This is a genomic window from Drancourtella sp. An57 (genome assembly GCF_002161525.1).
GTDB classification, from domain to species: Bacteria; Bacillota; Clostridia; order Lachnospirales; family Lachnospiraceae; genus Sellimonas; species Sellimonas catena.
In genome coordinates, this window is the sequence record NZ_NFHY01000004.1 from 17154 (window position 1) to 40837 (window position 23684).

12 protein-coding genes are annotated in these 23684 nt (G+C 36.4%); all 12 read left to right on the forward strand.

Translation table 11 applies throughout. From position 1 onward, the window contains the following. Window positions 1-2 precede the first annotated feature (2 nt). The 12 genes from B5G11_RS04110 to B5G11_RS04165 all read left to right on the forward strand — a co-directional run bounded on the left by B5G11_RS04110 (window position 3) and on the right by B5G11_RS04165 (window position 23662). Window positions 3-884 (forward strand): DUF4007 family protein, encoded by an 882-nt coding sequence (locus B5G11_RS04110; protein ID WP_087252280.1) that lies wholly within the window; start codon window positions 3-5, stop codon window positions 882-884. Window positions 885-894: 10 nt separating this feature from the next. Further along, window positions 895-4500, forward strand: a complete 3606-nt coding sequence (locus tag B5G11_RS04115) for a hypothetical protein (RefSeq protein ID WP_087252281.1) — start codon at window positions 895-897, stop codon at window positions 4498-4500. Window positions 4501-4516: 16 nt separating this feature from the next. Then, the gene (locus B5G11_RS04120) at window positions 4517-5662 is read left to right on the forward strand and encodes an aminotransferase class V-fold PLP-dependent enzyme (RefSeq protein ID WP_087252282.1); all 1146 of its coding nucleotides are present in this window, start codon (window positions 4517-4519) and stop codon (window positions 5660-5662) included. Between the two features lie 39 nt (window positions 5663-5701). Continuing rightward, complete coding sequence (locus tag B5G11_RS04125; protein ID WP_087252283.1) at window positions 5702-7378, forward strand: hypothetical protein; 1677 nt, start codon at window positions 5702-5704, stop codon at window positions 7376-7378. Window positions 7379-7392: 14 nt separating this feature from the next. After that, window positions 7393-8901 carry a hypothetical protein gene (locus tag B5G11_RS16505; RefSeq protein WP_087252284.1) on the forward strand — a complete coding sequence of 503 codons (1509 nt, stop codon included), beginning with the start codon at window positions 7393-7395 and terminating at the stop codon, window positions 8899-8901. After that, window positions 8898-14192, forward strand: coding sequence for a DUF87 domain-containing protein (locus tag B5G11_RS04135; protein ID WP_087252285.1), 5295 nt, complete (start codon window positions 8898-8900; stop codon window positions 14190-14192). The genes B5G11_RS16505 and B5G11_RS04135 overlap by 4 nt, the downstream gene beginning before the upstream one ends. Window positions 14193-14242: 50 nt before the next feature. Beyond that, the gene (locus B5G11_RS04140; RefSeq protein ID WP_087252286.1) at window positions 14243-15082 is read left to right on the forward strand and encodes a hypothetical protein; all 840 of its coding nucleotides are present in this window, start codon (window positions 14243-14245) and stop codon (window positions 15080-15082) included. Window positions 15083-15095: 13 nt separating this feature from the next. Beyond that, on the forward strand, window positions 15096-19337 hold the full coding sequence (locus B5G11_RS04145; protein WP_087252287.1) for a hypothetical protein: 4242 nt from the start codon (window positions 15096-15098) through the stop codon (window positions 19335-19337). Between the two features lie 2 nt (window positions 19338-19339). After that, the gene (locus tag B5G11_RS04150) at window positions 19340-20914 is read left to right on the forward strand and encodes a WYL domain-containing protein (RefSeq protein ID WP_087252288.1); all 1575 of its coding nucleotides are present in this window, start codon (window positions 19340-19342) and stop codon (window positions 20912-20914) included. A gap of 209 nt (window positions 20915-21123) precedes the next feature. Further along, window positions 21124-22518, forward strand: a complete 1395-nt coding sequence (locus B5G11_RS04155; protein WP_087252289.1) for an ATP-binding protein — start codon at window positions 21124-21126, stop codon at window positions 22516-22518. 315 nt (window positions 22519-22833) lie between these two features. Beyond that, entirely contained in the window at window positions 22834-23451 is a 618-nt protein-coding gene (locus B5G11_RS04160) for a S24 family peptidase (RefSeq protein WP_087252290.1), read from the forward strand. A 19-nt stretch (window positions 23452-23470) separates the two neighbouring features. Next, window positions 23471-23662 carry a translation initiation factor 2 gene (locus tag B5G11_RS04165; protein ID WP_087252291.1) on the forward strand — a complete coding sequence of 64 codons (192 nt, stop codon included), beginning with the start codon at window positions 23471-23473 and terminating at the stop codon, window positions 23660-23662. The last annotated feature ends 22 nt before the right edge of the window (window positions 23663-23684 follow it).

Sequence of the window (23684 nt, forward strand, 5' to 3'; positions counted from 1 at the left end):
AAATGAAGTTTCGTGCACATGACACGTTCTTTATACGAAAAGGTTGGCTTAGCAAAGGAATGAAATGTGTTAAGACAAAAAATGATGTGTTTGTATCCAAAGAAGAAAATCCAATGGATGTATTAGGTATTGGATCAAACATGGTAAAAGCTCTTAGATATTGGTTACAAACAGTAGGATTAACAGTAGAACCAAAATCAGGAAAAAGAGTTCAATCATTTACTGGATTGGGCAATAGCGTATATACGAATGATCGATATATTGAGGAGTTGGGAACACTGTTGCTGTTGCAATATAAATTGGCAACAAACTTGAATGATGCGACTGCGTGGTATTTCTTTTTCAATGAATTTAATGTTTCTGAATTTGGAAGAGATGATTTTGTAGAGTCATTACAAAAGTATATAAAGATGTCAAATGAAGGTAGTGAAGTGGCCGTTCGATCTTTGAACGATGATTTTAATTGCATTATAAATACATATCTCCCAAAGCATAAAACTTCTTCAGGAAAAGTATCCCCTGAAAATAATATTGATTGTCCGTTTGGTGAGTTGGGATTAGTAGATGTGTTAAGCAAAACTAAGAAAACCTATAGAAAAACAACGCCACAAGCATCGATGATTAGTCCATGGGTGGCCTTCGCAGTGATTTCTGATCAAGCTAAAGGAAAGATAGAAATTAGTTTAAATGAATTATTAAATGCTCCATGCAATATTGGAAAGGTATTTAATTTGAATTCTATCACCATGCTTAGTGTTTTGTATGAGGTTCAAAAGCTTGGTTTGATTAAAATCAGTAGAACAGCTGGTTTGGATGTGATTACTATTCTGGAGAATTATTCATTCCAAGACTGTGTAAAAGAATATTATTTAACAATCGATTAGGAGATAGAATATGAGTCAGATGATATCTGTTGCGTCAGGTTTTCAATATTCGGTAAATATTGGTTTTGACCTAAACAACGATGACAAAATAAAGAATTTTATACCAACACAGCCAGCTATGGATTTGTTAGAGGATGTCTTGGCTAGTACAAGTCCTTCATCATCGGATCGAGCAAGAGTTTTAATAGGTGCTTACGGAAAAGGTAAATCTCATATTGTATTGATGATTTTGTCTATGCTTATGAGAAAGGATATTTATCTTTTTGAAAATATTATTTCCAAGGTGACAGATAATCCTAGATTAAAACAGCTGATTAGTAATTACTATGAGAGCGATAATAAAATGCTACCTATAGTTGTGACTGGAAGCAATACAAGTTTAACCCAGGCCTTTTTAAATGCATTACAAAGAACGCTGACGGATAATGATTTGCTGGATGTTATGCCGGAAACAAATTATAAGGCGGCTGTGTCTGTGATTAAAAGATGGAGAAATGATTTTCCAGAAACCTATAAGCAATTTGAAGAGTTAATAGATATACCAGCAAATGAATTTGAAAAGCAGCTGGATGAATATTCTATTACAGCCTATGAACAGTTTGAAAGATTGTATCCGCAGTTGACGGCTGGAAGCGTATTTAATCCATTTTTAGGGTTTGATGTCGTTGATCTTTATGAACAAGTTGCAAAAGGAATCAAAACAAAAGGGTATTCAGGAGTATACGTTGTATATGATGAGTTTAGTAAATACTTAGAAGCTAACATTCAGGAAGCTTCAGTAAGTGATACAAAAATGCTTCAGGATTTTGCAGAAAAGTGTAACAGAAGTGGTTCTTTACAAATGCACCTGATGTTGATCTGTCATAAAGAGATTTCAAATTATATTGATAAGTTACCAAAGCAGAAGGTTGATGGATGGAGAGGTGTGTCCGAGCGTTTTAAGCATGTGCGTATGAATAATAATTATGCACAGACCTACGAAGTAATATCTTCTGTAATAAAAATTGACAGTGATCGATGGAATGAATTTGTAAAAAAATATTCAGATGATTTTGCTGGATTGGTTCATAGATATAGTAATCATCCGATTTTTTCGGATTTAGAAGGTTCTGTTAATGCAGCGATTTATGGATGTTATCCATTATCACCGGTTGCAACTTTTGTTTTACCGAGACTTTCAGAAAAGGTAGCACAGAATGAGAGAACGTTGTTTACGTTTTTGTCAGCGGAAGGAAAATCTACTCTGAGCTCGTTCTTATCAACTTACGACGATGATAGATTTTGTCTTATTTCGCCAGATATGATTTATGATTATTTCTCACCATTGCTGAAAAAGGAAGCGTATGGAAGCGATATTCATAACACATATGTTTTAACGGAAAATATTCTTCAAAAATTAAATGAGGAATCATTAGAGAGTAAATTAGTAAAGACTATTTCACTTATATACATTCTTGAGCAGTTCGAGTGTCTTGAACCAACTAGAGAAGAACTTATAGGTATATTTTCTTCACAGTATGGAGTTGCAGAAATAGATAATGCAATTCAAGTTTTGGTAGAAAAAGAATTTGTAGTGTACCTCAAGAGAAGCAACAACTATTTGAGATTAAAGCAAAGTTCGGGTGTAGATATAAAGCAAAGAATAGCTGATTTAGTTGCGACTCAATTTGGGAAAATATCTGTAAAGGAATCGTTGAATAAGAGCAATTTTGACAATTATATGTATCCTGCTCGATATAACGATGAAAGAGAAATGACACGCTATTTCTCTTTTGAATTTATTGAAGAAGATGAAGTTGTATCAGATGTTGATTGGAATTTGAAATCATCAACAGTGAATGCTGATGGGGTGATTTATGGAATATTGGTTCATTCTGAAGCTGCGATAGATGGAGTGAAAAAAGCACTTAGTAAGAACAGTACAGGAAATCAATGTGTTTTTGTTATACCAAAGCATTATTCGGAGATAACACAGATTGTAAGAGAATACAATGCTGCATATACCTTAAGAGAAAAGGCATTTGAAGATCCGGTGCTTTTTGAGGAGTACGATGTTGTTGTTGAAGATTTAGGCGAAATTATTCGCGCTTTTATTTCTTCATATACTCATCCTGAATCTTATAAGTCGACTTATTTCCATAAAGGTGAGGAAGTATTTGTTAGAAGAAAAGCTGGATTGACTGAATTGATGTCTTCGATTTGTGACAATGTTTTTTGTATGACTCCGGTTATTAATAATGAGGCTGTTAATAAAGATGAAATAACATCCATTGCTACGAATAGCAGAAACAAGATCGTATCCGCATTGCTAAGAAACGATTTGGAACCAGGTTTGGGATTGTCGGGAAGTGGCCAAGATGTCTCTATTATGAGAAGTACGCTTACAAGAACAGGGATTTGGATAGAAGGAGATATTCCGACTATTAATATTCATCCAGAGGACAACTGTATTGCCAATATGTTGGGAGTGATTGAGGGATTTATAGTCTCTGCACGAAAGCAGAAGTCTGTTAAATTCAGTGAACTGTACAAAGAGTTAATTGAGCCACAAGGTAATATAGGTTTGAGAAAAGGTGTCATTCCAATCTATCTTTCTGTTGTGCTTCATGAATATAAGAAACAGATAGTTATTCTGGATCGATATGGACAAGTACCAATCAATGTAGACACAATTGTTCAAATTAATTCGGATCCAGCGGCTTTTTCATTATCCTACTTGGATTGGGATGAAGAAAAAGAAGTATATGTTGATAAGCTTGCAGAGGTATTTGCTGATTTTGTTATTGAGGCAGAAAAAGGGGCAAACTTTTATGATTATGTTTCGAACGCAATGAAACGATGGTTTTTAAGCCTGCCCAAATATTCGAAGGAACTTCGTAAGTTGCCAAATGGAACAAAAATAGATAAACGGTATAGTTCTATGACTAAGTTGTTTAGACAGAATCCGAGCAGTTATGAATTGATTTTTTCAAAACTTCCAGAGGCTTTTGGTTATGCAGATGGGTTTAATCCTGGTGTGGTTGAAAATATTAGTTTGGCCAAGAACTTTTATGACAATTTAATTTTAGAACTAAAAAAATATCTTGTTTGTTCTTTGAAGGAGCTTTTTGTATTACCAAATTTGAGTGCATCAATTCATCAAATGTCACTGGCCTCTGTAATTACTGAATGGTGTGAATCACTTGATCAGAAAGTCTTTGAACAATTATTTTCAGACGGAAGCAATAGATTTTTACAATTATGTAAGAATATTACAAATGATGAAGATGCATTTATATCCCGTTTGGCAAAGATAGCAACTGACTTAAGAATAGAGGATTGGGATAGTTACACGACAGATAGATTTTGGGAAAATATAAAACGATATAAGAGTACAGCAGAATCATTTGTTGGGAAAAGTAATGTAGAGAGTTCTTCAGGTACTGCTTCTTATCAAGTCTCTTATACGGATGAAAATGGTGAAGTAGTTACAAAACGATTTGATAGTGTTGAATTTAGTGGTAGGGGTAAATTGCTTTTGAATCAAATTAATGCTTCATTAGATGCGATGGGACATGCGATCTCAGAACAGGAGAAAAGACAAATTCTGATGGAAGTATTAAAAAAACTATGTTAATTAAGGAGGATGCATAATGGCATATTTTGATAATGCAGCAACAACTTATCCAAAACCAGATTGCGTATACGAATACATGGATCAGTTTTATCGAAGTTGTGGTGGTAGCGCAGGTAGAGGTCAATATGCATCCTCTATATCGGTTGGGAATTTGGTTAAGGACACAAGGAAAATGGTTCAGAATATACTACAGTGTCCATCGAAGCAAGTGGTGTTTGAACCGACAGCCACGATAGCTTTGAATATTATTATTCAAGGGATAATTGCTACTGGAGTGAGGAATGTATATATTTCCCCTTTTGAGCATAATGCTGTTACAAGAACATTGCATGGATTGCAAGAAAAGTATTCGCTCAAGATTATTGAACTCTCAGTGAACGAAAAATTATCATATGATATGGAACAGATAAGATATCAGTTTGACGATGTTTCTCCAGATTTTGTCGTAGTTAGTCATGCAAGCAATGTCATTGGGTTGATTGCACCTGCAGAAGATATTTTTGGATTAGCTAAAAAGTACAATGCAATAACACTTCTGGATATGGCACAAACTGCAGGAATTGTTGAATGCAATGTAGGGCTGGAAACTATTGATTTTGCCACATTTGCTGGTCATAAAACTATGTTAGGCCCTACCGGAATATCTGGTTTTGTGATGAAACCAGACTTCAAATTGCCAACTGTTTTGTATGGTGGCACAGGTGTTGAATCAGCAAATCAGAATATGCCGGATGATTTGCCAGCAAGATTCGAGATGGGAACAATGAATAGTTCAGGACTTGCGGGATTGTATTCTGCATTAAAATGGATTGAAGAAAAAGGAATAAAAGATCTTTTTGAAGAAGAAGTTGGAAAACGAGATAAGCTAATTGCACTTCTTGATAATTATGATTTTATCAAGTTGATAGGAGTTAATTCATCTCAAAAATATGTCGGTATAGTGTCGTGTGTTATTGATGGTATAAGTAGTGATAGTGCAGGTGAATTATTTAATAGATTAGGAATATCTGTGCGTACTGGTCTTCAATGCGCCCCATATGCGCATAAGTTTTTAGGGACGTTTCCGGCAGGGACGATACGTTTTAGTGTAAATCATTTTACTACTGATGCAGATTTTGCTGAATTGCAATGTGCACTTGATTATATCGAAGATAACATATGATGTACGAATCAACAGAAGTAAAGAAAGGATAGGTCAATCATGATGAATGAAATATCAAATCCTTATGTTAAATATTTGAATGGACTTCATAATTACAATGCTCAGAATCCCAATGCTTACGGGGAAAAGAATGTAGAAAGTCCATATTATGAAAAAACAATGGTAGAGATGAATGTGTGTCAGCATATCATAAAAGCACTTACATCTTTTGAATCACATATATTAGTGTTGACTGGACATGCTGGAGATGGAAAAACAAGCTTGATGTATCAGGTGTTATCAAAACTTGGTATAAAACCAGATTTTTCAACTCCTATTGTTGAACATACTCTTGCAACTGGACAGGTATGTTGTTGCATTAAAGACTTTTCGGAATTATCTGATGAGAAAAAACTTGAAATGATGAAAAAAATAGTTACCTATCCGTCAGAAGGAAAATATGTTTTCATGGTTGCAAATACGGGACCGTTAATCAATACCTTTGGAAAGCTGTTTGATGACGAGAATGAAATCGAACAAGCAAAAATGCAACTGATAGGTGCAATGGATGATAATAAGGGAGATATTATCAAAATAGCATCGTATCCGTTTTTGGTAATTAATGTTGCGGCTATTGATAATACAGCTTTTCCAACAAAATATCTTTCTAATGTCATTAAAGATGAACTTTGGGCAGATTGCTTAACATGTCAGAAAAGGGAATATTGTCATATTTTCCATAATCAAAAATTGATTAAGACAAATCAAGGAAGAGTATTTGATTTCTTGTCAAAATATTATATTTGGGAAACTGAATATGGTCACAGAATGACTATTAGAAGTATGACTGAGCAGTTAGCTTATATGATGACAGGTGGTGTCGAATGCGAGGATATAGTTCCTATTGATCTTCATAAAATGATGTTTTTCAATTTGTTTTTTGGATATGTAGGTACTATTCAGAATGCGCAGGCACAAAACGTATTAGCAGTAAAATTGGCATATGAGAATCACTTTGATCAAAAACGACTTAGAGCAGATGAAGATTTAATAATAAAAAGATCCTATGATGAGTTGTTTTCTCCAGAAGTCGTAGCAATTATTCATAATGCTGAAAAAACAAGTATGTTTCTTAAGGGCTGGGCTGAAGAATTGCGACGTATTTATTTCTTTTTGAACATAGTTCCAGACGAATCATGGAGACGTGATACAGAAGATGTTTTTTCGAAACAGTACACTACGTATTTAGACGTTCGTGGTGGTGCAAGCAAGCCTTCAAAAAGTCAAAAGATGCTCATTATTGATGCGTTAAGGATGATGTATTTGGGAACTGTTGTTAGTAACTCGAATACGATTCCAATAACTTTGAGCAAAGAAAGTGGAATTGCTCAAAGTGTTCAGTTGGTTGTGGGTGAATTGAGTGTTAACGATATAGAAGTGATATCAAAACCTGATTCATCACTAAACATGGAAAAACAGGATTTGGTGTTAAGAGTACAGAAAAAAGAGGAAATTAAGCTTTCATTGCCTATGATAGATTATTTTGAGGAGCTACGTAATGGCGTTATTTCTACCAATATAGATCCGCAGCTGTCACATGGTATAGAAAGTATGAAGGCACAATTATTAAAAGTTGTGTATATAGATAGCGATGATTTGGAAATGATAGTGTTAAATAACAACGGATACGAAAAGATAAATATTGAAATAGATGACAATGTGATCCGTTTGAACTAAAAGGGGGGTAAATGATGCAAACATACCCAGAAAATGTGAAGCCAGATAGTCGAGCTACATTGGCAACTTATATATACGGAAATCGATTTCATGCAGACCAAACATTGGCAGAATATTTAATAGAATTTCTGTTGGTTTTTTGTGCAGAAAAAGGAGAGCAGAATCAGGGGAAGCTTTGTTTCCATGATCCGGATAGTAAGGATGTTCTTTATTATACTGTTGAACCCAGAATGGGATTAAAACGTTTTATTTTCTTTGATAAAAGCAAAAAAAATGATGCTGCAGAAATTGATAAGTTGGCATATCAGGAATTAATTTCTGAATTGGAAAAAAGAATAGAAGATTCTGATGCAGAAGAAAAGAGAGATTTTATTGAATCTCTTCAGGACCTATTACATGGATATGCTGTTGTTTTAAGAAAGAGAACATGGTGTGCACAGGCGATGTTGCCGATTTGTCCGGAATTGATCTTTTGTGAAGCTATGCCAAAGAAAAAGGAAAGATCTGCACTAAAATGGGATGAGATCAGAAATGATCCAGAAAAGAAAAATAAAATTGATGGATTATTTGATTTTGACAAACGAAACTTTCTTGCTCGAGGAGGAGAACTATACTATTTACATATATTGCAGGGGCTTCAAAACAACAAGGATAAGCAAGAAAAACTAGAATATTTATTGAGAGAATTACTTCTGGTACAAGGAAAGAAGATGTCAGAGATTGCATCTTTTATTCAAAAAATATGGGAAGATTCAATGGGATATGATGAAAGCCCAAAACAAAAGCTTCGCTTGGCATATATTCCAGAGAGAGCATATAAGAATGTTGCAGGACATAGTGTTGATGAGTTGATTAACTACCTATCTTGTAGCATGCACCCTATTAAAAAAATGGAATTATTATCCAAGGGCGTAATGTTACAAGTAATGAGAATGCTCTCTGTTGCAACTACAAATTATTTAGGGACAGAACGTGAATGCTGGATCATTGATATGAAAGGCATGACAGCTGATATTGTTAAAAAAGTAGCATCAAGTGGATTTAGAAAAGTCGAAGATACTTTTGTTACTGCTCTGGGTCAGAAATCCGTGGAATTAGCTTCTGCAGATGTTGATAAAAGAATGCAAGAAGTTCGAAAAGCTAGAAAGGATTCTCTTGAAATTTTCAGATCAAAGGGAAAAGAATTGCAGTGTATCATTCCAACTTCAGGCCCTTATGAGCGTTTTGCACTTCCTGAAGATAGTATTCGTTTTCTTGTTCTTGCTTTGGTGAAACCTGGTGAAAAAATGACATTGGATATGTTTTTATCCAAATTATATGATAGATACAGAATTGTAATTGGACCTGCGGAGTATAAGAAAATGGTAAAAACAGGTGATTATTCTCTTGCAAATAGTTTTATGGAAAACAAGGTTGCGTTCCAGGAGTTTTTAAAAGCCACTGGATTTTTACATGAATTATCCGATGCAACATCCATTGTTGTGAATCCATATGATGAAGTGAAGGAGGACGAGATTATATGAATTATATAACAAATCAAATTGTAGAACTCGTTACTCTGCGAGAGCCTGAAGCGTCTGGGGAGACGATGATTCTGATAAATGGTTTTGAAAATTTGAGTGTATATAATCAGATTGCAAGACTGATTACGTATGCTTATAAGCTTAGACCGTTATCGGTAGATATCAAACTGGCTGGGAAAAAATGGCTATCTTTGCGAGAGGATAGTGATACAACCACGGTTCAATCAATGCTTCAGAATAACTGGGTTGCAGAAACTGAAAGTGTAACTTATTACCGTAATTTACATGCTAGTAATATTCTTGTATTGATGGGAACAGAAGATGAGGAAGATACTGGTGGACTTAAAAACTGTTTTACCATTACGCCGGAAAGCCTTTTAAAGAATATTGGTGGAAACTACGCTAATGTATTTAAAAAGTGTTTCAACTACAGTTTGTCAGACGCAGATGTAAAATGTATCAACCACATGTACAAATGCTTATTTGAGTTTGTGGCTCCGGATATTTGTAAATTATCATCATGCGCAGATAAATGGGAAGATAGTTTTGATACATTTGAAGATTTTATTGGAGAGTACTTTAATTCCTTGCAGGAATGGGGACTTCCACATCGAAGCTTAGATGTATTAAAGCGTAAACAGGTTGAAAAAGCTGGAAACTTTTTGAGACCAGAGTATCAGTTTATAAGTAGAAAACTGTTTTCTAAGCTTTCTAAGGCACAATACAATAATTTTGTGAAAAAATTGAAAACTTACGATGAGGAAGATAAAAAGTATTCTAGCTCCTGGGATGGATGGAATTCTCAGGGATTTGATGATTATCAGGAATTTTGTTCTGTGCTTCTTGCGTTTGCCAGAGGAGAGAATGTTTCTGCTAATAAACAGAAACTGTTAGCATTAGATTATTCAGTTGTTGATGAGATTTTAAATATTAAGCTCAAGAAAGAAGTAAAGACGGTCGTTCATGAAAACTTTGTCACTGGTGATCCTTTACACGCGTTTGCATCAGCATTCCTTACTGTGTTAAAAGAAGGAAAAAGATGGAAGATTGATACGATTTCGAGAGTAGATTATGAGTTCGTTCAGGCTGAGATTGTGACTGGATATACAGATGCTGATGATCTTGAGAAAAAGGAACAGTTGAGAAGTGTATGGGAAAATATATGTATTCATGCTAATGGAGTGCTTGATTTTGTAAATCAATCTGATTGGAATTACAATGGAGATAGTGTTGAGATTTCTTGTGCAAATGAAGACTTTTTTGCAATTGATCAGGTGGCTCAGAATATTGAAGGAATAGTCAAAACTGCTTCTGAAACAAATACTTTAAGTAAGATAAAATTCGTTGTGAAATGCTATGATGCAATGAACAATGTTATTACTTATTTCGATTCAACGAAGAATAGTGAAGAAGAATTAGAATTACAATTCTGTTGGAAGTTTAGAAATGAATCCGGATGGTTATATGACTTTGGAGATATCGTACGACAGGATTTCTCAAAATGTGATGGTAGTAAAGTAATACCTCTAGGTGTTTTTAACAAGATAAGAACATCAATGGTGGTAAAAAGTGAAGAGGAATTCTTTGATCTATATGAAGAAGCGGATATTAATTATAGATTTAATTTACTCGATTATATAAAAGAGCGTACCAAAACAGCTAAACCTGGATCCCCTCTTTTGATTTATCGAGTATTGTTTGAAGACCTAGGTGAGAAGTTCTGTATTTTAACAAAGAGAATGGGTGAAAAGGGCTTCTATAAGTGTATAGGCAGTGACGCAGTAAATGCTTTTGTTAAAGCATACAACAAACTGGCTACAAAGATTTTAGAGGAATCATTCCCGGAAAATCAATTGTGGGTTATGGATGCATTTATTCATGCCTTTAATCTCGAAGGAAGTACAAGCTTCTTAATGGATGATGAGGATACAGAATGTAGTATTGTTCCGCCTTGGCATCCAGCAACGATTCAGAAACTTTGTGATCAGAAACGATTTATCGTAGATGGTTTATATGATGCATGGAGTGTATACGACACTTCTGCAAAGAAACTCAATGTTGAAGATACGATTGCGGAGCTTTACCGAACGACAGAAATACAATCAGCTGTAGATTTATTCCCGGCAGCAAGTGCGGACTATTTGGGAATTATAGGTGCATATGGTGCGTACTCCGTATATGGAAATAGCAACAAGACAAATGAGGTAAAAGCTCGAGTAAAGGATTTGATAAAAAAGGAAGCCATCTATGACGATGACTTTAATAAGAGCGAATTTACGCGAATGAGTGATGATTCGCAAATGATTTATGATGTATTAAAGGACTATATCAAAGCGCTGCCTTCTGCGAAGTATAGTATGAGTTTGGTTTTTGTTAATCCTACGGAACTTCAGCCAATTATTGCTGCCGTATATCATTATACCGAAGAGTTGCGTAAGGAGAATGAAGAGCAGATTATTAGCATCAAAATGACAATTCTGGTTAAACCGGAGAACAAAGGTGGTCGTAACTATTTAGCATATTGGATGGACGACTATTTTGCTCAAAATAATAATGTATATATTCGTACCTATCTGAATGAATGGACTTCTAAGAGTGAATTAGACAGGTTATTGAATCCTAATAATGATATTGTGTTTAATATGGACTTGCTTCATGTAAATACATTTTCATTTATTCCAAATTACGACACATATACATCTTTGGCTAGTGATTGTCGTTTTCCAATCGTATATAAGCCATCACCGCTATCAAAAACGTCAAAAAAGAGAAGGATAGAGTTATCACAACCTCAGTTCAGTGCTGCATTTAATCACACTCAAGTGGTGAGATATCGCAGAAACGCTGAAATAGTGCCGACTACACAGTACATTGCTGTCAGAGAATCTAGTCTGGAAAAGGAAACTCAAAGTATCATAAATCTTTTGCACAAAAAATCATATTGGGTGGTTTGTGTGGATCGAGTAATGGATGGTGCTTTGCTTAAAAATAATACAGAGGGTGAATATTCAATTATTGGATTTAGTACAGGAAAAGGAACCTATGGACAATATAATCTGACAATCACTGCACGAAATTCAATATTAGATACGGTGAAAAAAAGATTGGCTAATAGGCTTTATCAGCTATTCCATTGGAAAAAGGATGTAATAGATGATGTTGTGGGTAAGGTGATAAACGAAGCTAGTTGCCTTGATGGTATAAGTCTTTTATCAGCAATCAATCAACGTGATAATAACGTGAATGAATTCATGGCATATGTTTTAACATCTATGCGTGAAAAGAAAAAATATGCTGAGAGCGCTTTGAGAATTATCGTTCACCTAGATTCATATAAGCATTGGTTCAGTAATGAAGATGATTCCTCAAGTAGACCCGATTTCTTAATGCTTTCGGTAGTTCCATCGGACGATGAGGAACTAAAACTAGAAGCAACCGTTATTGAATGCAAAATATCTAGTTTTAGTAAGGCATCTGCACATATTGCAAAAGCAAAAATGCAGGTTTTACATGGCTTAGAACAGTTACAAAGAGTTTTTGATCCAAAATCAGATTCAATTGAAAGAAGATACTGGTTCTCACAGCTGTATAGAGCGTTAGTGTTCGCACAGGTAACTTTTACTGATAATTCGGAGGAGTTCGGTGATTTGTCAAGTAAGCTTCGTGCTGTACTTGATGGAAAGTTTTCGATTGAGTGGAATGGAGAAGTATTAGGATATTGGTTTGATATGCAGGGTAGTCAGGAAGTATTAGAAACAACTCCTGAAAACATCAATGTCTACAATATTCCACAGCTTATGATCCAAGGAATACTATCTGGACAAGAATCTTCAGAGTTCGTAAACATTATTGAGCGAGATATAGCACCTTGTGATGAAGATGATTGTAATGAGTCTACTTCGTTGGAAGAGGCGGCTTTAAGAGAGCTAGAAGAAATGAACTCTCGAAGCAGAAAGAAGTTTTTAGAAAAGAAACTACCAACAAATATTGAAGACTCGATATTGGATGAGGTATCACAGGATTCATCTGTCCCTGAAAATGTGGAATCAGATGTAAAACGTAGCGATGATAAGGAAGTAAGTGATAGCGAAGTAGATAGAGAGGACAGCAAACCAAGTAATGATAATGTTTCTCAGGTAGAAGATGAGAACAAACCGGAAATAGAAGGAAAGAAGGAAAAAACATTAGAATCTACACGAGTAAACATCGGAACAGATCGCTCGGGAAATAATGTGTATTGGGAATTTGGAAATTCGCAATTGGCAAATAGACACCTGTTAATCACAGGTACATCAGGACAAGGAAAAACTTATAGTATTCAAACTATGCTGTATGAGATTTCAAAAGCAAACGTATCTACAGTCATATTTGATTACACAGAAGGTTTTAGACCTGATCAGTTGGAGAAGAAGTTCCTGGAAAAAATGGATGGGCGTATTGTCAATAAAGTTGTTTACTTTGAAGGTGTTCCAATTAATCCGTTCAAGCGTAACGAAATTGAAGTAGCTGGAATGAAAGCACCTGAAAAAATAGCAGATATTGCTCAGCGTATTGCTAATATCTTGACTCATGTATATAGCTTCGGAGAACAGCAATTTGCAGCTGTGTTTGATGCATGTAGAGTGGGATTGGAAAAATATGGCGATGCAATGAATATGCAGCTACTTGAAAAAGAACTCAATGAAAGTAGTAATAAATCTGCAAAATCGGTTGTATCTAAAATGGCTCCATTCTTCCATAGCGTCGAATTTACTGGAGATAATTTCGAGTGGAAAGATGTTTTATATGATGATGAAGGTACGATTACAATATTCCAGCTAACAAATTTTGTTAGAGATATTCAGGTTATTATTACAGAATTCCTACTTTGGGATATGTGGCATTATACTAAAAAATACGGAAGTAAGGATAAACCATTTACAGTTGTTCTTGATGAGGCGCAGAATCTCTCGCATTCACTTTCTTCACCAAGCGGAATGATTTTGACGGAAGGACGAAAGTTTGGATGGTCTGCATGGTATGCAACGCAATCCTTAAAGATACTGTCAGAAGATGAAATTGTAAGGTTAATGCAATCAGCGTTTAAATTATACTTTAAGCCGACGGATGAAGAAATTGTTGCAATGGCGAAACAGTTGAATCCAACAGACTTTAACGAATGGAGAGCACCTCTGACGAATTTGAAAAAAGGACAGTGCATTGTGGTAGGAAGTCGAATTCAAAAAGATGGAAAATTTGGAATAGGCCGTCCAACAATAACAAATGTAACACCTTTTGAAAACAGAGATTGATAGGTGTATGGGGTGTTTATGCGCCCTATACACGGATTGGGGGATTTGATTTGGCTAGAACAAACTTAAACTTCCATCAAACATTTAAACCAGAAAGACAGTATATTAGCGGATTATTGTCTGAAATTGAATGTTGTAATGGATTGGATATTCAGGAAATATCAAACCAAACTGGTATACCAACAGGAAAAAGCAGTGGAAAAGTTGAACCAACTATTTCTTATGCAGAGTATATGGGATTGATAAAAAAACAAAAATGTGACGGAAAGTATGAATTGGAATATACAGCGCTTGGAGAATGTATTAGGGACGAGGATAGCGGATTATTAGAGAAACTAACGTTATTGATGATGCATTGCATGATCGTTCGACCTTATGGAGGAGCTGAGTTGTGGGCGTATATTATCCATTCTGTATTTCCTAAATACAGAAATTCGTTAACCATTAAGCAATTCGAAAAAGAGATTGAACTGCAGTTTGGAACAGGTGTGAAAATGGCACCATTTAATGGTTGTTATCAGGATTTGTTTAGTTCATTAAACTTAGTTGGTATTAGTGGTGACCAAATACAGATAAATGCGCAAAAACTAGATGGGGACTTCGTGTATTTGTATGCTTACGTTTTGTTCGAATACTGGAAAGAATGGTTAGAAAATGCAGATTCAACTGAAGTGACATTGGCATCTATATCGGAAATAACATCTGAACACTTAAAGAAAATTGGATTTAAAAATGCTTTTGGATGGAGTGAAAAAGAAGAGTATCAGGCATTAGAAATGATGGCGAGTAAAGGGTTGATAGTATTGAATCGTCAGATGATCCCTTTTACGGTACGACGAGTTGTAGATACAGAATCACTAATAGAATTACTGTACAGTGAACTGTGTTAATGGGGGAAGTGCCATGAGAATTGGAGATATTATAGCCTTTAGAAAAGATTTGTATTTTGAAGGCGCAGTACAAGCAGACTGGTTTTACGTGCCGGAAAAGGCTGCAAAGGTAGCTGAAAACTTTGTGTTTCATGGAAAAGACTACTATGGAGTGGAGTCTAAAACAAAGAATAAAACCATTGATACGATTAGCTTAGTAAAAACATTAGCGGAAAAGTTTGAGGATTCATCTAATCCGCTTTCATTAGCTATTGCAGATTATGGAACAGGAAAATCACATTTGGCTGTTACTTTAGGCCAATTGTTTTCTGGGGCAAGCTACATGCCTGAAACATTTGCCAAAATCATTGACAATATCAATAAGATAGACAGTGAAGCGGCTTCTGAAATCAGAGAAATATGTACAGATAGAAATTTTGTTCTCGTAATAAATGGAATGAGAGATTTTAATCTTCATTACGAGATTCTTCGAGCGGCTCAAAAAAGCTTATGTTTATATGGACTAAGCGATGATAGATTACGTAATCTTAATAGAACGGTTGAAACGGCAAGTTTATTTTTTGAACGTAATAAAGATTCACAGCTTGAATTGTTTGAGAATAGTGCAAGAGAATTGGGCTGGAAAGAGCAGGGAAGTCAATTAACTGAAAAAATTAAAGAAAAACTGCTCACTGATGATAATGCATTCGAAATTGTTAATAATGTGTATCGCCAGATTACTGGTAAAGAGATAAGTTGGGACGAAGGCATATCTGCACGTTCTATTTTGGAAATGCTTTTGTCAGAGTATTGCGGATTAAATGGCCAGTTTGATCGCGTGATAATTTTATTTGATGAGTTTGGTCGATACCTAGAATATGCATCTGGATCTGATGCAGGAAAATCAGGAGATTCTGCCCTTCAACAAATTTTTGAGGTGGCTCAAGACGCAGATGGTGCTCTGCAGGTTATTAATTTTATTCAGTCAGATATTAAGAGTTATCTTGTTCGTGTTGATCAAACAAGAAACATTAGTAGATATATCGGTAGATACGACCAGAGTGATAAATATCATATTTCATCAAACCTGGAAACTGTATTTGCAAATTTAATATACAGAAATAACCGAGATGCGTTTGAAAGTACCATAGTTGAGTGGCAGAAGTCCAATGAAATAAAATGGGAAGAGTTGTATTCCCAGATGAATCGTTGGCTGTCATTAAGTGGTGTGTGGGCAGATTATTCACTGTTTAGAAAAGTGATTGTTGAAGGAATCTATCCGATGCACCCGCTGGCTACATTTATGCTTACGCAATTATCAGATTATCTTCAAAATAGATCGTCGATGACTTTGATAAGTCAGTATATAGCAGAAATTGCGGATTCTTCAATTGAAAATGGAATACCGTTGGTACTTCCTGAAGAGTTGATGTGTGGCGATCTGTATCAAGAAATGTTGTCATCAGAGATAAACGGTAAACAGTTGTCTCAGCATTGTATTCGATATGATAATATTTTAAGAAAACAAGGAGATAAACTTTCCGATCGTTCGTTGGCAGTTTTGAGAGCAAACTTAATTGCACGTATTCTGAAGTTTAAAACTCGCGATTATGAAGATGCGAAAGAAGCATTGATTTTATGTTCAGGACTCACCATCTCAGAATTAGAAGACGAATTAGAACTTCTTGAAAATGAGTATGCAGTACTTGGATTTGATGAGCATGCAGGATGTTTTGACTTTATGGAAGATTCTCGTGGTGCTCATGAATACAAAATCAAAAAGAAACGAATTGCAGCTACATGGAAAACAGATTTTAGAGCAATGTTTAAGACTGCAAAAGTCCTAGAAATAGGAGAGCTTAGCGAACCGCAAGAAACATCTTTTGGTACAACGCATAAAATACTTACAAATGAGTGGAAGTATTCACAGGAGGTTCTTCTTGCAGAAGACGTATCAAAAGAATTAATTGGAGAATACAAGAAAACTTGGAAGGCAAGCGTGAGTGCTGCAGTGCCAAAAGGCAGATTAATATGGATTTATGTAAATAAAGATACTGACTATCAATACGTTGAACGCTTACATATGTTTGCTAAAGAACTCCAAGGATCGCCAATATTGCTGATGTTGCTTAATGATTCTGAGGACCGCTTAGCATCTGCCTTGAAGAATTACGATGTATTGGATCAGATGGATGATAGCATCCGTCAAATGTATTCTAGAGCATATTCTGATGACTATAACCAAGCTGAAGATATCTTGAGAAATGAATTTGAGATGTTGAAAAAGCAAAGACAGTGCATATATCCTGACGAAATAATTCAACTGAAAAAGCGTCTGCAGGTTGAGTTGACAGAAGTGTTTGAAGGTATATATCCAAAAGTCGTTTCGTTTAATTTTGACGGGTTGTTAACTGCTTCGAATAATTTTACAGGAAAAGGAAGTCAATATTATTGTCAAATCGTTAAAATGCTTCTTTCAAATAATGTAAATTACGACACTATTCATGATTTTACATCAGATGTAAGGAGTAAGATTACAGCAGTGCTAATGGAAAGCAGTGCTACTTCTTGGAAATGTATTAGCACAAACTATGCTATTATGCCACCAGCAGAATCTAGAGCTAGAGCTGTATATGAAGAAGCAGTAAGTGATTTGAACTCTTCTAAACAGTATGATTGTGTTCAATTTTTAGAAAAATATTGTTATCCGCCGTATGGCTTGAGTGAAGAGTCTGCTTTGATGATGCTTGCAGTATTACTTGCAAATCATAGCTACTGTGTAAGAATCCACTATAATGGCTCACAAAACAGCATTATTCGTTGGAAAGATGAAGTTATTATCAAGGATAAAAAAATCAATATGGACTTAATCAGAACATCCAAATTGATTTTAATTGATACTAATGCTATTGAAGCCAAATTCCAGCAATATTTTAATCGCTTAGATGCAACGACAGACTTAGATGCTGTAATTCGTTTGCAGAGAGAAATTCAGAAATTTGCTGATGATAACGGAGTACCGGAGCCTCTTGAAGTAAATTACAAATTAGCCAATTCTAGATTTGAAATCGCAGCTAGAGCCCGAAAAGATTGGGATGACAGTATTGTTAAGGTTGAAGACGAACTCGAAACCGCGCACGAAAGAGGTAATGTATATAATGCGCTAGTTGCACTTGAGACAATCGATGAAATTCCTTTATATTCAATATTTAATGAAAATGGTTTTACTATCAGCGAAGAATATAGAAATCGGTTATCAGAGTTGGGAAACGAGGCAAGAAATATCGTTGACACGTGTTTTGAAAATTGGTTGGAGGGTACTATTCATTGTAAATCTGTAGAAGCAATGACTCAGTTTGAAAAGCATGTTAAGCGGTGCAATGAGAAATTAGTGAACTTTGGATTTGCTACTTATGCAAAGAAATTGTCAGCAAAAGGTGATGCTGAGTTAGCTAAAAAGGATGAAATTAGAAGCCGACAGGAACTGCTTTCGGATGGACAAAAGTATTTAATTGCATATAAAAAAGTATCCACCAAAAATTATACGGACGTTTCTGATATGCTTGTAAAGGCTAAGGATTTGTTAGAACGATTATCAAAATACGAATTAGCCTTAGGAAATGATGGAAAGCGATTACATACACAATTGGATCAATGTGTAGAAAAACTCGATTCTGCTAAAAAGAGAATGCAACAAGATATGGAAAATATCTGGGAAGATTTAGCTAATGCACAAACATTAGAAGATATTGAAAATGTCCAAAGTTGCATTGCTATGGTAATGAACTATCGAATGGCTACTCGTGATTTGCAGGATTTTGAAGAACTTAATACAGCCTTAGATAATTTTGTATCAGATATTAATGTTTTGAAGGAAGCTGTGAATGATAGAAATTTATTACAGAAAGAAATTGCTTCATTAAGAAATAAATACTCTAATGCAGAATTAGATTTTGATGTTAATGCAGTTCTTGAAGATGTTATTTCGAGTGCAGAAAATGCAATCGATACAAAGGATCATGTATGGAGAACTCAGTATCTTACTTTAGGAAACCAGACAAGAGAAGAAATACATATATGGAAGGATAACACCCGAATTTTACCAGCATTTTTAAAACAAGAAACAATAGAAGCTGTTGAGAAAATGAAAGTAGAAGCCGACCAAATTGTAAGTAAAGCAATGATTGAAGATGTGGTTTTCTATTTTAAGAAATTAAATCCAGAAGAGAGAACTCGCTGTTTAGCATTGTTAATGAGTAATAACGAGGAATGTTAAATATGAGAATCTTAATGCTTGGCAATAGTTTTACTTTTGCAAACAACATGCCAGAAACCCTAGCCAACTTAATAGATGCCGAAGTGGTCCAGCATACCCGTGGTGGAGCACGCCTTGCCGAGCAGTTGAATCCTGACACTAAGATGGGAGGAATGACGCAGGCGGCTCTGGAGAATGAGAAGTGGGACTATGTAATTCTTCAGGAGATGAGCAACGGCCCGATCACTTCCAGGGAAAGCTTTCTGAACAATACTGCATTGCTGTGCGAGCGGATCCGTGCCAACGGAGCAGTACCGGTTCTGTATGCTACCTGGGCTTATCAGAAGGGCGGCAAGCAGCTGGAATCCTTCGGTATGGATTATGATGAGATGTATCAGAAGATGTATGATGCTTATCATGAGGCTGCCAATCAGAACGAAGCATTGATTGCGGATATAGGCAAGCGCTTCTATGAGGAAGCTGATAAGCAGGATATCTTTGCTGAGGATGGCTGCCATCCAAATGAGCTTGGTTCCAGGCTTGCAGCGCAGGTGATTGCTGATGTTATCTTAGCTGATCAGGCAACCAAAACAGAAATAGTGATTGAACCAAAGGCAGAGGACAACGATACAAGACTTCGAATCCTGTATCTCTACCAGATGCTTCTGACCCAGACTGATGAGGACCATACCCTTTCTACAAAGCAGATTACCGACCGTATGATGGAGCAGCACAATATTCTTGTGCATAGAACCACCGTGCCAAAGGATATTGATTTGCTTCGAGCAGCTGGATTTGAGATTATCGGAGAGCGTAAGCGCGCCTGGGAATATTACCTGGCAGACCGCAAGTTCTCTGTGCCGGAGTTAAAGCTTCTGATTGATGCAGTGCAGTCTTCCAAGTTCATTACGGAGAAGAAGAGTGAGAGCCTGATTGAAAAGCTGATCTCTTTGACCAGCGAGACCAATGCAGATAAGTTAAAGAGATCTGTGCATATCACCGGTCGTGTGAAGTCAGAGAATGAAAAAGGCTATTACATTGTGGATGCAATCAATGATGCCATCAATACCGGCGTGAAGATTTCTTTCTATTACTCTGAGCTCAATGGTAAGAAGAAGGAAGTGCTCAGGAACGATGGAAAGCCATATACAGTCAGCCCATTTGATTTGATCTGGGATGGCGACTATTACTATCTGACCGGTTACTGTGATGAGAGGGAAGCTGTTCGTACCTATCGAGTAGACCGTATCAAGAAACAGCCGGAGCTACTGACCGAGAAGGCTGTTAAGAAGCCGAAGGGTTATGATGTATCCAAATATACAACCGAAGTCTTCCGTATGTTCTCTACAGATGAAGCAGTTGACGTGACATTACTCTGCGATAACTGCTGTATGAAGTCTGTGGTAGATAAGTTCGGTATGAAAATCAAGACTCGCAGCGTTGGTGAGGAGCAGTTCCGGACAACGGTTAAGGTCTGTGCAGGGCCTACATTTTATCGCTGGGTGTTTGGAGCCGGTGGGAAAATCGTGATCGAGAGTCCAATTGAAACACGTAATGAATATAGAGAAATGCTTCAAAAGGCACTTAATCAACTATAGAAAGTAGGAGAAAATTAGGGGAGTATCTAGATATTAGACATGTGCCTTCGCATATCTGAAAGATAGCTCATAGTTGTGTATGGTTCATTATATCTGAAAATAGTTATTCGAATAAAATCGAGTCGGAACAAACCGAATAAGAATTGAAAAAACACAAAAACATGTTATAATATATTCGAACGAAACCGAGTCGGAGGTGACCGAATAAAATGAAATTCATTGGGAGAAAGGAACAGCTGAGAAAGCTTAATCGAGCAATTGCCAACACTAATAAAGAGGAAGCGATGCAAACCGTCTTGATCTATGGTCGAAGACGGGTGGGAAAAAGTGAGCTGGTGAAGCAGCTTCTCAAAAGTACAACGTGCCAAAGCATTTATTATGAGTGCAAGCAGGTGGCAGAAGAAAGCAATGCACAGGGAATCTGCAATATTTTATCGGAAGAGTTACATCTTCCAAAACTTGGATATCAATCCATAGAGGAGGTTCTTGAGTACATCTTTCAAAGATCATGCGAAGAGAATATGATTTTTGTCCTGGATGAATATCCTTATCTGAGAGAAAACATCAAGGGAATGGACAGCATTCTGCAGGCGATGATTGATAAATACAGAGACTCTGCAAAACTCACATTTATTATTTTGGGATCATTTGTAGAAATCATGAGAAATCTGATGGAACCTTCTAATCCTTTGTATGGCCGTATTGATCTTACGATCAACCTAAAGCCTATGGATTATTATGAGTCTACAGAGTTTTATCCGGCATTTTCCGAGGAGGACCGAATAAAGATTTATTCTGTATTTGGAGGTATCCCATATTACAATCGTTTAGTGGATGATTCCATTTCTGTTGAAGAGAACCTGCTGGAACTTTTGGTGGCTCCAGAGGCGCGTTTGGAAAATGAGGTTTCCATGTACTTAAACGCAGAAATCTCCAAAATTACAAACGCAAACGAGGTATTTGAAGCTTTGTCCAGGGGATATACCAAGTATAAAGATATTCTCGATCAATCTCATGTATCCAGTGGTCCTACATTAGTGGACGTACTTGATAAACTCTCTAAGATGGAGGTGGTCGAGAAAAGAACGCCGATTAATGATGAGAGAAATAAAAGAAAAGCAAGCTACCATATCAGTGATCCACTTTCAGCATTTTATTACCGGTATATTTTCCGGTATGCTTCGCAAAGAAAGATCATGGATCCGTCAATTTTTTATGAGAAATATATCCGCGAGGATTTTGAATCCTTCTACGTTCCGCATTATTTCGAAGAAATCTGTAAGCAGTACTTGATCCGAAAGAACAGGGCAGGAGAGATTTCTCCGGTGATTGAGAAAATTGGAAAGTACTACTATGACATCCCGTCAGAGAAAAGAAACGGAGAATTTGATGTTGTAACACAGGACGAAAACGGATATGTTTTTTATGAAGTTAAATTCCGAAAAGAAACAATTCCGACGGCAATCGTTCGAGAAGAAATCGAACAGGTAAAGGCAACAGGAATGAACTGCCATAAATATGTGTTTGTTTCAAAATCTCCAGTTGACTTGGAGGGAATAGAAGAAACAGTGGAAGTCATAAGACTAACGAATTTATGGAATTGAAATCTAACAGTTCTTTATCAAGATCGTGTCCTCGAATATCCCATCATATTTATTGGTTACTCTATTTCAGATCTTGATATTCAGCAGATCCTTGGCGATGTAATAGAATGTCTTCCCCTAGATAAGATAGATTCTATTCAAAAAACGTTTGTGTTTTCTCTGAAAATGAGAAGTAAGGTATGCGAGGTGTTGCTATACGGCGACACCTCTTTTCTTTTTGCAAAAAACATGTTGCGCAGACAGAACATACGTTCTATAATAGTCCTATCGAAAACAAATTGTTCGCATTAGAACTTAGAAAGAGAGGATCCTTTTATGAGACATAAGGACCCGGAGCTAATGAACAGGATAAAGCAGTATATCAGTGAATATTATCTGGAGAATGCTGGTGCGATGCCGACGATCACGCAGATTGCCAATGCGATGGAGGTTGTGCGTAGCACCGCTTACACCTATCTCGTAGCCATGGACAGGCAGGGACTGATCCGTTATCAGGATGGAAAGGTATCTGTCCGGGAACTGGATAAGATCCTGATTGATTCGGAACAGGTAGATGCTGTCGGAGAGATCCACTGTGGTGAGCCCGCTCTGGAAGAAGCAAACCTTCTTTACCGGACATCACTTCCAACAGCCATCTTTGGTAAAGGACCCTTTTATATTTTAAAGGCGAAAGGGGATTCCATGGTGGATGCAGGCATTGAATCCAGTGACACACTTATCATCAGAAAGAATGCAGAGCCGAAGCTTGGAGATATCGTGGTTACACTGGATGAAAACAATGAGAACACGCTGAAACGTTATGCAGGGATTGATAAGGAATCCAATAAAGTTGTTCTTGAGTATATGAACCAGGAGGTTTATCCGGATAAGAAGATCCTGGTCAGCACACTGATCTGTCAGGGAGTTCTAAGTCATGTGATCAAGACGATGTAACTTTGAGGAGGGTTAGCCGATGAAACAGTATGATGTAAAATGCCCCATATGTGGACACGTGAATCACAACCTCTATCTGGAAGAAACTGACGGCTGGATGGAGTGTGAAAAATGTGGTTCCATGACAAAGTCAAAACAATTCGGTAATACAATCCGAATTCCGGTATTCCGCATGGAGGAGCACTGCAGACCTGCAAAGGCACATGTATGAGAATATCAGAAAGTTATTTGAT

Excerpts from the sequence above, each read along its gene's own strand:
- B5G11_RS04110 (WP_087252280.1), top strand. The coding sequence starts at position 3 with ATGAAGTTTCGTGCACATGACACGTTCTTTATACGAAAAGGTTGGCTT.
- B5G11_RS04115 (WP_087252281.1), top strand. The coding sequence starts at position 895 with ATGAGTCAGATGATATCTGTTGCGTCAGGTTTTCAATATTCGGTAAAT.
- B5G11_RS04120 (WP_087252282.1), top strand. The coding sequence starts at position 4,517 with ATGGCATATTTTGATAATGCAGCAACAACTTATCCAAAACCAGATTGC.
- B5G11_RS04125 (WP_087252283.1), top strand. The coding sequence starts at position 5,702 with ATGATGAATGAAATATCAAATCCTTATGTTAAATATTTGAATGGACTT.
- B5G11_RS16505 (WP_087252284.1), top strand. The coding sequence starts at position 7,393 with ATGCAAACATACCCAGAAAATGTGAAGCCAGATAGTCGAGCTACATTG.
- B5G11_RS04135 (WP_087252285.1), top strand. The coding sequence starts at position 8,898 with ATGAATTATATAACAAATCAAATTGTAGAACTCGTTACTCTGCGAGAG.
- B5G11_RS04145 (WP_087252287.1), top strand. The coding sequence starts at position 15,096 with ATGAGAATTGGAGATATTATAGCCTTTAGAAAAGATTTGTATTTTGAA.
- B5G11_RS04150 (WP_087252288.1), top strand. The coding sequence starts at position 19,340 with ATGAGAATCTTAATGCTTGGCAATAGTTTTACTTTTGCAAACAACATG.
- B5G11_RS04155 (WP_087252289.1), top strand. The coding sequence starts at position 21,124 with ATGAAATTCATTGGGAGAAAGGAACAGCTGAGAAAGCTTAATCGAGCA.
- B5G11_RS04160 (WP_087252290.1), top strand. The coding sequence starts at position 22,834 with ATGAGACATAAGGACCCGGAGCTAATGAACAGGATAAAGCAGTATATC.
- B5G11_RS04165 (WP_087252291.1), top strand. The coding sequence starts at position 23,471 with ATGAAACAGTATGATGTAAAATGCCCCATATGTGGACACGTGAATCAC.